This is a genomic window from Draconibacterium halophilum, from assembly GCF_010448835.1.
GTDB lineage: Bacteria > Bacteroidota > Bacteroidia > Bacteroidales > Prolixibacteraceae > Draconibacterium > Draconibacterium halophilum.
In genome coordinates, this window is the sequence record NZ_CP048409.1 from 626,146 (window position 1) to 637,580 (window position 11,435).

Below are 11,435 nucleotides of genomic sequence, written 5' to 3' on the forward strand. Positions count from 1 at the left end.
TATTTTTAAAAGCAAAAAAAATGAATTTGTTTCCCTACTTTGATGCGGTTGATTTTTCGCAGTATGTCGACAATGTGCCTTTTGCCTGGAAATATTCGATGGGTGGCACCATTGAAAAGAATACGCATAAACTTCAGGAAGGCCGTTTGAAAAACATTGAGCTGGCCATTGTTGGTGTTCCGTTTAACAGTGGGCACGATGATTTTGAAAGAACGGCAACACCAGATAAATTGCGTAAGGCATTTTATCGTTTAGCAGATGTTCGGAAACTAAACATTGTCGATCTTGGTAATTTAAAAGCATCAACCAGTCACAAGGGGAACTATCTGGCACTGCGCGATGTGGTTGATTATTTGAATGAATTAGACATTGTAACCATTATTTTAGGAGGAAGCCAGGATTACAGCTACGGTGTTTGTCAGGCTTTCAGGTCTGATCCTTTTTTCTCGTTAACTGCTGTTGATGCCTTTTTAGATGTTAAAAAGGGTGTTGAATCGTTAAGCTCAACAAATTACTTATCGCAGGTTTTTAAAACCATGCCCGATCTTTTTCAGTTTAGCTTGCTGGCTTATCAAAGTCATTATGTTCCCGATATTTATTTTGAGAAGACCAAGGGAATTAATGCTCATTTGCGGCTGGGGAAATTACGAGATAATTTAAGTGGTGCTGAACCCGTTCTCCGAAACAGTGACTTTTTAACTTTTGATATGGCGGCTTTTAAGTATTCCGAAACAGCAAATAGTTTAAATCTTCCGAATGGTTTATATGCCGACGAAGCCTGCCAGTTAATGAAATACGCCGGAGCAAGTAACCGAATGAAAGTATTCGGATTATTTGGATTAAATATTGATTCGGAAACGGTGGAGTTGTCCGTAAATCTGGCAGCACAACTGGTTTGGTATTTTGTTCAGGGCTACTTAATAAGAGACAAGCGAAAACCGGAGCAGGGCGATGGTTTCTCCACCTTTAGTGTGGAAATACCAGAATTATCAGGGCCTCTGGTATTTTGCAAAAACGAAGATACCGGGCAGTTGTGGGTTCAGGTTCAAGCCATAAATAACGAAACCTTATATTTTGCCTGTTCAGAAAAGGATTATGAAGCAGCCAGTGGCAACGAAATTCCTGAGTTATGGTTGAAATATGTGCAAAAAACCGATGAAATATTAAAATAATACCCCTTTATAACCGTTCTTTGCATACCTTGTTAACAGTTGATTGTTACAAACAACTATATTTTGTTTCTTTGCCACAGCAGAGAAAAGGCTAAATTGCCCTATGAAAAGAGAAGTATGAGAAAGGCTGTATCTTTTTTATTTATTATAATGTCGGTTACAATAGTTACTCACGGTCAGCAAGATCCTCAGTACACCAATAATATGTTTTATAAGTTGGGTGTAAACCCAGGGTATGCCGGTGCTGAAGATGCAATTAATGGCATATTGTTAAACCGTTATCAGTGGTCGGGATTCGAAGGAGCCCCAAAAACACTGGTTTTTAGCGTTGATGCAGCAATTAATGCTTTTGGTTCTCCAGGAGGGATTGGAGTAAACGTGATTAGCGATGAATGGGGGTTTTATAAAAATACGTGGGTGAACTTAAATTATTCATACAAGGTAACAACCGCATTAGGAACGTTAGGACTTGGTATTTCCCCCGGAATTTTTAATTTTAACATTAGTCCTGAATGGGACGTGCCGCAGGGAGAGATGTATACACCGGCTGAATCAGATCCTTCTGTTCCAAATGAAGAAGCCAGCCAGATTACATTCGATGTAGGTTTTGGTGCTTATTTGTACACCAATAAATATTATGCCGGGTTTTCGGCAACACATATCAATCAGGGAGAAGTAATGTACGACGATGTAGCGGTTGATTTTTTGGCTCGACACTATTATTTTACTGGCGGATACAATATTAAACTATCCGATCCGTTATTTGAGGTGCGGCCGTCGTTCTTGCTAAAGTCAGATTTGGCTTCGTGGCAGATCGATTTGAACGCAAACGTGGTCTATAACGATAAATTCTGGGGAGGAATATCGTACAGAGTGCAGGACGCGGTAGCACTACTTATGGGAATGGAACTGTTTAATGGAATGCGAATTGGATATTCGTTCGATTTAGTAACATCGGCAATAAAAAGCAATGGATTTGCCTCGAACGAATTTTTTGTAAGTTATTCGATTGATTTAGAGAGAAATCGTAACCAAAAATACAAGAGTATTAGATTTTTGTAAAATATGTTTAAAGTAAATAAGATAAGGAACAGAATTAATATTTTATTATTTCATTGTTTCTACTTATTTTTAACGACCAATCAGAGCTCGAAAAGTATAAAAGACACATTATGAAAAAACTACTTTCAATTGCAACTGTATTCTTGCTTGCACTTATCCTATCCGGCTGCTTTGGTGGTGGCTCGGGAGGAAACGGAGAGTTGACAGGAGTACAACGAAGGCAGCGATTTAAAGAAACACAACCACTGGGAATGGTATATGTTCGTAGAGGGAGTTTCAATATCGGGCCAAGCGATGAGGACGCAAGTAGGGCCGGTGTTCCAACAAGAACGGTATCGCAAGAGCCATTTTGGATGGACGACACCGAGATTACCAATAATGAATATCGCCAGTTTGTTGACTATGTAAAGGAATCGATGGCACGTCGTATGTTAGGCGACCAGTATCCTGAATTCCTGATCACAGAAGACAGGGATGGGAATATCATCGATCCTCCACAAATCAACTGGGACGAAAAGATAGATTGGGAAGACCCTGATATGCAAATGGCCATGGAAGATATGTATATTCCTGAGAACGAACGTTTTTTTGGCAAAAAGAGCATTGATACCCGTAAACTGGTATACGAATATTGGTGGGTAGATTTGAATCAGGCGGCCAAAAGAAGTAACAGTTTTAACTACGAAACACAACGTTACGAAGGTAACGTGTACAATATTGAAGGTGATTTGGTGCCAATAGAAAACCGTTCATCGTTTATGATGCAAGATCAGGTTCATGTTTATCCTGATACACTTTGTTGGATCAGAGATTTTACCTATTCATACAACGAACCCCTGGCAACACGTTATTTCTGGCATCCGGGATTCGACGAATATCCGGTAGTGGGAGTAACCTGGAAACAAGTTAATGCTTTCTGTAACTGGCGAACAAAAATTCAATCTGATTACCTGTCAGAAAGAGGCGAGCCAACTTTGATGGCTTATCGTTTACCTACCGAAGTAGAGTGGGAGTATGCGGCCAGAGGAGGTAAAGATTTCTCGATGTATCCTTGGGGTGGTTATTACACCCGCGATGAAGACGGTGTATTTTTAGCTAACTTCAAGCCATTGCGTGGTAATTATGTAGAAGATGGTTCGATAGCAACCATAAAAGTAGGAAGTTACGATCCAAACGACTACGGACTATACGATATGTCCGGTAACGTTTCGGAATGGACAAGTACCGCATACGATGAAGCAGGATATAATTATTTCAGTGATTTAAACCCAACTTTTACATACAATGCCCGCAAGGATGATCCTCCCGTAATGAAGCGTAAAGTGATTAGAGGTGGTTCGTGGAAAGATATTGCTCAGTTTGTGCAGGTGTCAAACCGAAACTACGAATATCAGGACACAACCAAATCATACATTGGTTTCCGATGTGTTCGCTCTACATTTGGCGAAGAATTTTAGTACTATTATCAAAACTTTATACTAAACGATATGAATCTGGGAGAACTATTTAAAACTAAGCGCTGGAAAACATTCATGGGTTATGTTTATGGATGGGGAGCGGCAGTCGTTATGGTTGGAGCCTTGTTCAAACTTGAACATTGGAAAGGTTCCAGCGAGTTATTAACCGTAGGATTGCTAACGGAGGCGTTTATCTTCTTCCTCTCAGCATTCGAGCCACAACCTAATATCCCCGAATGGGAAAAGGTTTATCCGGAACTAAATGAAGATTATGAGCTGGAGGAAATGAAAGAGTTCAAAACCAACAAGAACAATGGTCTTGAAACACTTTTTGGTAGCTCAGAACTTACTCCGGAGTTAATGGATCGGGTTGGAAAAGGATTAGCTGAATTAAGCAATACTGCAAAGGGAATTAGCGATATATCTTCGGCAACACTTGCCACTGATATGTATGTTAAAAACCTGGGATCAGCCTCTGAATCTATGAATTCGTTTGCACAAATCAGTAACAAGGCAAACGAATCGATCAATAGTTCGGTGGACACCTTAATCGATTCATATTCTGTTGCGTCCAATCAACTTGCTGAAACCGGAAAAAATCTGTCCGCTGTTTATCAAAAGTCATCGGATGTTATATCGGGAGAATTGGAGAATATTGGAAGTAGTTCAAAACAATATTCGGGGAACCTGGAAAGACTTAATAAAAATTTAGATAGCCTGAACAGCAATTTCGAAAACCAATTAAAAGATACTCAGGATCAATTCAAAGCCAACCAGAAGTTTAATCAGGATCTTACTCAAATGAATAGCATCCTAAGCTCTTCAGTCGATGAATTGAAAAAGTATAAAGAAAATGCTGAATCACTCAACAAAAACCTTGAAGCCTTAAATAAAATTTATGGCAATATGTTGGGTGCAATGAGCTATAAAAAGTAAAGTCTTAAGCGTATGGGTGCAAAGAATTGTCCGGAAACACCGAGGCAAAAAATGATAAATATGATGTACATTGTACTCACCGCAATGTTAGCACTTAACGTTGCGGCTGAGGTACTTGAAGCGTTTCGCGTGGTAGACAGTAGTTTGCTGCAAACGCTCGAGGCAGTGGACATGCAGAACGAGCAGATTTATTCATCGTTTGAGCAAGCTTATATTGAAAATCCAACGAAAGTTGGAGAATGGAAAGAAAAAGCCGATCAGCTCAAGAATAAATCGGAGGAAATGATCACCTATGTCTCGGCATTAAAAGACGAGGTAGTAGCTTACTCCGGAGAGAAGCCGGTAGATGAAGACAATCCGATGTATGAAGAAGGATTTTATCATACAAAACTCGACGGATCAGTTGTTGAAGTTGCAAAAAAGGATGACTTGAACGGACCATCAGAATTGATGATAACCCAAAAAAGAGCAACTGATCTTAAAAATGAAATTAACGAATATCGTTCGTTTCTTTCTTCATTAATCAGTGAGGATGATAGTGAGCTTCGTGAGACCATATTAAGTGAGCTTAATACTGATGATCCTGAAGAAGGGGCAAAAGGAGAGGGCAACTATAAAACTTGGGAGTCAGAGCACTTTGAAGATAAGCCTTTAATTGCTGTTATGACATTGTTATCCAAAATTCAAATTGATGTCAAAAACTCTGAAGCTTACGTAGCAAAATACTTGTATGCCGAAATTGATGAAGGCTCATTTAAATTTAACCGTTTAGGAGCTCGCGTTATCGCCAATTCAAATGTTGTTTTAATGGGTGATGAATACAGAGCTGAAGTTTTCCTTGCTGCTGAAGATACAACGCAACAACCCGAAATTTTGATTAATGGTCGTGAGGTTGAAGTAGAAGATGGAAAGGCAACTTATATTGGAAATACGAGTGAGGCCGGTAAATTCACCTGGAGTGGTTTAATAAAATATAAAACGCCGGGAGGAATTATAAAAAGCTATCCATTTGAGCAGGAATACCAGGTATCGGAACCAACTGTAACCATGTCAGCCACAAAAATGAATGTGTTTTACAAAGGGCTGAAAAATCCATTCGATGTGGGTGGCGGAGCAATTCCAAATGAAGACCTGCAAGTCCAAATGACCAATGGTAACGTAACAAAGCAAGGCGATTCTTATATGATTGAACCAACCGAACTGGATGAAATGGGACGTCAAACGAAAGTTAGTGTTTACGCAACAATTAATGGTAGCCGACGTTTGATTGGTACAACAGATTGGCGCGTTAAACGTGTTCCCGATCCGGTAGCGCAAATTAATGGACAAGCGGGTGGAGAGATTCGTAAAGAAGTATTGAGTATACAAGATGGAATTTTGGCGGTATTGGAAGATTTCGATTTTGAATTTGGTTACACTGTTACTCAGTTTACAATGGAAACAACCGGGCAAGGGGGCTATATTAATCGTTATCCATCAAATTCAAACCGGTTTACTGCCGAACAGAAAAGAGCAATGGAGAATGTGAACATTAATAGTCATGTTTATATCGGAGATATTAAGGCAAGAGGTGATGATGGTACAATCAGAGACCTTAACCCAATATCATTTACAATAAAATAAGAAATTATGAAGAAGATAGTTGTTTATATTGGAATGCTTGTTATTGTTTTAGGTGCCGTGCATAAGAGTGCCGACGCCCAAATCGTAAACGGAGCATATAAACAAAACGATATTTACGAGAAAAAGCCAATGCCATTGGTATCGGTACGTGAGGCGGATGTTTTCTGGCAGAAAACACTTTGGCGTGTAATCGATCTGCGGGAAAAGATGAATATTCCGCTTTATTACCCGACTATACCGGTTGCTGATCGTACAAATCTGATATCGTTATTGCTGAAAGGGATTGATAACGGACAACTTACTCCTTATGATGCACAGGCTGATGACGATTTTAAAATCCCGATGAGCTATGCACAGGTAAAAGCCAGGTTTGGAGCCGAAGCTACAACAGAAGAGAAAATCGATTTTGATACCGGTGAACGTACACAAGTTCAGGTTCAGGGCGAAATTCGTCCAAACGAGATCAAGCAATTCATGATCAAAGAACAGTGGTATTTCGATAAGCAAACATCATCATTAAATGTGCGTATTCTGGGAATTTGCCCAATTCGTGAATACGTGCGTGATGGGGATACTTCAGGAGAAGTTCAGCGTCAGAAGGTATTTTGGATCTATTATCCTGAAGCACGACCTTTGTTGGCAACGAATTTGGTTCAAAATCCTTACAACGAAGCACGTCAGCAATCTTACGACGACTTGTTCATAAAACGAATGTTCAATAGCTATATCGTAAAAGAATCTAACATTTACAATAATCGCGACATTAGTTCATACCTGATAGGAAAAGAAGCGATGTTGGAATCAAAAAGAATTGAAGACGAGATCTTTAGTTTTGAACAAGATCTTTGGGAATATTAATTCGATAACAAGCATAAAAAAAGCCTTATGTGTTGTCATAAGGCTTTTTTTTGAAACAATTTTAAAATTGACAAGGCGTTTATTAAGGTAGTATCGAATATATACTTGATGAGAAAAACCATTACATACTTGTTTATACTTACGCTTTTTCTGGCCTCGTGCAGGAACGAAAGCAACAAGTACCTTACTTTGGGTAAAGGAACAAGTGAAAAATGGTTTGAGCCAACGCCTTTCGGGATGGTTTATATTGAGAGGGGTTCCTACAACCTCGGAGCTAATGACGATGAGTTATACGCCCAAACCGAAAACCGTACAGTATCAACAGAAGCTTTTTGGATTGACGACACCGAAATTACAAATGATGAATACCGTCAGTTTGTGTATTGGGTACGCGATAAAAAAGCACGAGAGCTGCTTGGTCAAACCTATACGGATTTCCTGATAACGGAAGATAAATACGGAGCTCCGCTTGAAGAGCCAAAAATTAACTGGGAAGAACGAATTGAATGGGACGACCCTGAGTATCAAATGGCCATGGATGAATTATACGTTCCGGAAAATGAGCGCTTTGCTTATAAAAAGGAAGTTGATGCCCGTAAATTGGTTTACGAATACTATTGGGTAGATTATAAACAGGCGGCAAAACGCAGTAATGCTTATAATTACGAAACCCAGCGTTATGAAGGTTCCGTTATAAATTCGGATGGAGAACTAGTGCCAATTGAAAACCGCAGTTCGTTTTTAATGCGTGAGTCAGTACCGGTGTATCCTGATACTCTTTGCTGGATTAGGGATTTTGCCTACACCTACAACGAGCCTTTCACCATGAAATATTTTTCGCATGTTGGATTCGACGATTATCCGGTTGTTGGAATAACCTGGGATCAGTCAAGAGCATTTTGTAACTGGCGCAACAGTTTGAAAGAATTTTCGGTAGACCGTTTTAATGAAGCGCCTGCACACGATTACCGCCTGCCAACAGAAAGCGAATGGGAAATTGCTGCACGTGGAGGAATGCACAACAATATGTACCCCTGGGGAAGTTATTATACCCGAAATGTAGACGGGTGTTTTGTAGCTAATTTTAAGCCCTTACGTGGAAATTATGTTGCCGATAGTCCAACTACCACAACAACCATGAAAGTGGGGCAATTCGATCCTAATCCATACGGTGTTTACGATATGGCCGGGAATGTTGCCGAATGGACTTCAACAGCTTTTTATGAAGCAGGCTACAATGCTATCGACGATTATAACCCGGAAATTCAGTACAATGCCCGCCCCGATGATCCTGCGGTTATGAAACGTAAAGTAGTACGTGGTGGATCGTGGAAAGACATAGCTTATTACATTCAGTCGGGTACACGTACATTTGAATACCAGGATACGGCAAAATCATACATCGGTTTCCGTTGCGTAAGAACTTCTTTCCGCGATGATCTTGGTGGCCGACGCGGTATTCAAGAATAAAGTTTAATACTCGCGCAGTTCATTATTATCTTTTCAGAACGTTAAATTCAATCCGCCAAATACCGTAATCTCCGGCATGGTATAATATCGGTTCACCGCGTAGTTGGTGCTTAACAGATTCTCTCCACTAACATAAAGTTTTACATTTCTTGTCAGGTTGTAGCTGGCCTTGGCATTTAATAAGGAGTAACTTTCAAGGTTGGTAACTGCTGTTGGATCGTTATCCAGCCCCGAAACATGCTGCATATTGGCCACCAATAAAAGTTTCTTTATACGGTAGGAAGCATTTAAGAAAAGATGATGTTCCGGCGTAGCATAAACCGGATTTTTCATATTGGTGTAACTGTAAGTTGCATTAACTGTAAGTTGTTTAGTTGGTGAAGCATCCAGCGAGAATTCTATTCCCTTATTGGAAACCTCTCCGGTATTTTGGAAGCCGTTTGGTTGACCTGTATTTACAATCAAGTTATCGCCTTTAACCAAAAAAGCTGTTAGTTCAATCTGCATTCTACGATCGAAAAACGCTTGAATGATGCCTGTTTCGTAATTCCAGATCGTTTCCGGGTTGAGATTGGGATTTGGTCCCCACATAAATAATTCGCGCATTGTAGGGCTTCTAAAGCCTTTTGAGATGGTCCCCTTCCAGGTTGTTGATGGCGAAAATGAATTGGAGAAGCCAACTGAAGGAATCCAAACCGAACCATATTCGCTGTGATTATGGTAACGAATTCCGGCATTTATTATCAGTTTCTCACCAATGCTTTGTTGAGTAAATAAGTAAGCACCAACTTCGGTAATAGTGGTATCGGCAAAAGTCAGTCCCTTTCCACCCATTGCAAATTTGTTTTCTGCTTTACCCCCATAATTCATCAGATCCATTCCGGCAGTAAGATTATTGCCCTCAAAAAGTTCGAACGATTCATACAAATTCAATCCATAATTATGGTCGTTTGAATGAAATCCATCCGTAATTTTATGCTCTCCAAAATTATAAAAGAACTTAACTGCGCCCGATGCCTTGTCAAAATTGTTACGCAGCGAAAATGATCCGTATCCACGCAAAATGTCAATCGTTTGTCCGGGCGTAGCGTTAAGTGTATCGGGGCCGGGATCTGAAGCATCGAAAGCGGCCACACTAAAATCGGCTGCTGCATCAAAATGCTTGCTGATTTCGTACCCAAGTTTCAGATAGCCATTGGTAATTTTAAAATCAGAATTGGGGCGGTGGCCATCAGTCTGGTCGTGATTTGCTGAAATAAACACGCTGAACTTATCCTTTTTATAACCAACCGAGCCCATGTATTTTTGTGTGTTATACGATCCGTAAGATATGCGTGCGTTGCCATTAAAACCATCCGCATCTTGTTTTTTTGTGATAATATTTATAACGCCACCCATAGCATTCGATCCGTAGAGAATGGATGCTGGTCCGCGAATAACTTCCACGCGTTCAACATCCGAAGCTACATACGAATCAGGAAGTGGATGCCCCATAATTCCCATAAATTGCGGGTGCCCGTCAATAAGCATTAAAACACCGGTTGTCGGACTTCCGCCAATTCCCCTGATGGAAATCTGTCCTGCTGATCCGGCAGCAACGCCAAAACCGGTTACGCCCCGCTCGGTAACAAACAAACCCGGCACCCGGCCATTTAAAATCGGAAGCAATGCCGACTCGTCGCTTTCCTGAATTTGGGTGCGGTTAACCACCGAAACGGACATCGGAACATTGTTGCGGTTTACCTGAACCTGTGTTCCGGTAACCACCACTTCGTTGATGGTTATGGTGTCGTTGGTTGCAAAGTGCATTTGTGCCCGGCCAATTCCATGGGCAGATAGAATGATGAGAAAAATGAAGGTAAATATTCGCATTATTATAATTTATTGTGTTACGTATTAGTTTAAACGTGTTACCAATTGATCAAATTTTTTTATTCCGCTTTACTCATAACCAATTTTCCGTGCTCTATTCCTTTCAGACTAATCAGCAGATCTGAAATTTCAGTAAGTTTTCGCGATGGGCCTTTCACCGCAATAATTTCCATATAGTTTTTCTCATTTAAATGAAAGCCCTGAGAGGAAAGAATAAACTCCTTGTGTTCGAATTGAATTTCAGAAGATTTTTTAAGTATTTCCTTTTTCTTGTGATTGAAAACGATGATCACGGCTCCGGCCACAATGTTATCACATTTCCACTTTTCTTCCACCAGGTTCTTTTCTATAAGATGCCGGATTGCTCTTGAGCGGTTAGCAAAAGCATTGTCCTCAACATATTTATCGAGAGCTTCAAGGAGTTCTTCATCCAACGAAACGCCAAACCTCGAAACGGTCATGGTATTACTAATTTTAAAATTCGTAACACGAAAGTAGGAAAAACGAACGAAACTGTAGCCGTAAAATAAGGATTGTTTTAAATGCTATACCTTTAAACAGCACAAAATGATTTGGTATGACAACAATAAAAACAATTTATCTGGGCGAATTACGCACCGAAAATGAGCACCTGCAATCGGGCAATAAAGTGATAACCGATGCGCCAACCGACAACCGGGGTAAAGGAGAGTATTTCTCGCCAACCGACTTGCTGGCAACGGCTCTGGGAAGTTGTATAATGACTATCATGGGAATTAAAGCCCGCGATAATGGCATCGATATTGAAGGTACACAGGTTGATGTAACAAAAATTATGGCTTCTGATCCGCGGCGTGTGGCAGAGGTAATTGTAGAATTTACTTTTCCTGCAAAAAATTATACCAAGGAAGAAAAGCAACTGGTGGAAAGTGTTGCCGGAATTAGTCCGGTGCCATTAAGTTTGCATCCCGATCTGGTTCAAACCATAAAATTTAACTGGTAGCTT

General features: G+C 40.3%; 10 protein-coding genes. 8 read left to right on the forward strand and 2 right to left on the reverse strand.

The window, feature by feature from the left end:
* Positions 1 to 20 precede the first annotated feature (20 nt).
* The 7 genes from G0Q07_RS02330 to porK (G0Q07_RS02360) all read left to right on the forward strand — a co-directional run bounded on the left by G0Q07_RS02330 (position 21) and on the right by porK (G0Q07_RS02360) (position 8,578).
* On the forward strand, positions 21 to 1,172 hold the full coding sequence (locus G0Q07_RS02330; RefSeq protein WP_163344567.1) for an arginase family protein: 1,152 nt from the start codon (positions 21 to 23) through the stop codon (positions 1,170 to 1,172).
* A 117-nt stretch (positions 1,173 to 1,289) separates the two neighbouring features.
* Positions 1,290 to 2,234, forward strand: coding sequence for a PorP/SprF family type IX secretion system membrane protein (locus G0Q07_RS02335; RefSeq protein WP_163344568.1), 945 nt, complete (start codon positions 1,290 to 1,292; stop codon positions 2,232 to 2,234).
* 110 nt (positions 2,235 to 2,344) lie between these two features.
* Entirely contained in the window at positions 2,345 to 3,691 is a 1,347-nt protein-coding gene (porK, locus tag G0Q07_RS02340; protein WP_163344569.1) for a T9SS ring complex lipoprotein PorK/GldK, read from the forward strand.
* Positions 3,692 to 3,721: 30 nt separating this feature from the next.
* Positions 3,722 to 4,627, forward strand: a complete 906-nt coding sequence (porL, locus tag G0Q07_RS02345; RefSeq protein WP_163344570.1) for a type IX secretion system motor protein PorL/GldL — start codon at positions 3,722 to 3,724, stop codon at positions 4,625 to 4,627.
* A 12-nt stretch (positions 4,628 to 4,639) separates the two neighbouring features.
* Positions 4,640 to 6,250, forward strand: coding sequence for a type IX secretion system motor protein PorM/GldM (gene porM, locus G0Q07_RS02350; RefSeq protein ID WP_262887986.1), 1,611 nt, complete (start codon positions 4,640 to 4,642; stop codon positions 6,248 to 6,250).
* 6 nt (positions 6,251 to 6,256) lie between these two features.
* Positions 6,257 to 7,108, forward strand: coding sequence for a type IX secretion system ring subunit PorN/GldN (gene porN / locus G0Q07_RS02355; protein ID WP_163344572.1), 852 nt, complete (start codon positions 6,257 to 6,259; stop codon positions 7,106 to 7,108).
* A 108-nt stretch (positions 7,109 to 7,216) separates the two neighbouring features.
* Positions 7,217 to 8,578 carry a T9SS ring complex lipoprotein PorK/GldK gene (gene porK, locus G0Q07_RS02360; RefSeq protein WP_163344573.1) on the forward strand — a complete coding sequence of 454 codons (1,362 nt, stop codon included), beginning with the start codon at positions 7,217 to 7,219 and terminating at the stop codon, positions 8,576 to 8,578.
* Between the two features lie 33 nt (positions 8,579 to 8,611).
* Here porK (G0Q07_RS02360) and G0Q07_RS02365 read toward each other — a convergent pair whose 3' ends face one another.
* Both G0Q07_RS02365 and nikR read right to left on the reverse strand, forming a co-directional pair.
* Positions 8,612 to 10,450, reverse strand: a complete 1,839-nt coding sequence (locus G0Q07_RS02365) for a TonB-dependent receptor (protein ID WP_163344574.1) — start codon at positions 10,448 to 10,450, stop codon at positions 8,612 to 8,614.
* Positions 10,451 to 10,509: 59 nt separating this feature from the next.
* The gene (gene nikR, locus G0Q07_RS02370; protein WP_163344575.1) at positions 10,510 to 10,911 is read right to left on the reverse strand and encodes a nickel-responsive transcriptional regulator NikR; all 402 of its coding nucleotides are present in this window, start codon (positions 10,909 to 10,911) and stop codon (positions 10,510 to 10,512) included.
* A 116-nt stretch (positions 10,912 to 11,027) separates the two neighbouring features.
* Between nikR and G0Q07_RS02375 the strand changes: the two genes are divergently transcribed.
* Positions 11,028 to 11,432: an OsmC family protein gene (locus G0Q07_RS02375; protein ID WP_163344576.1), complete on the forward strand. Its 405-nt coding sequence runs from the start codon at positions 11,028 to 11,030 to the stop codon at positions 11,430 to 11,432.
* The last annotated feature ends 3 nt before the right edge of the window (positions 11,433 to 11,435 follow it).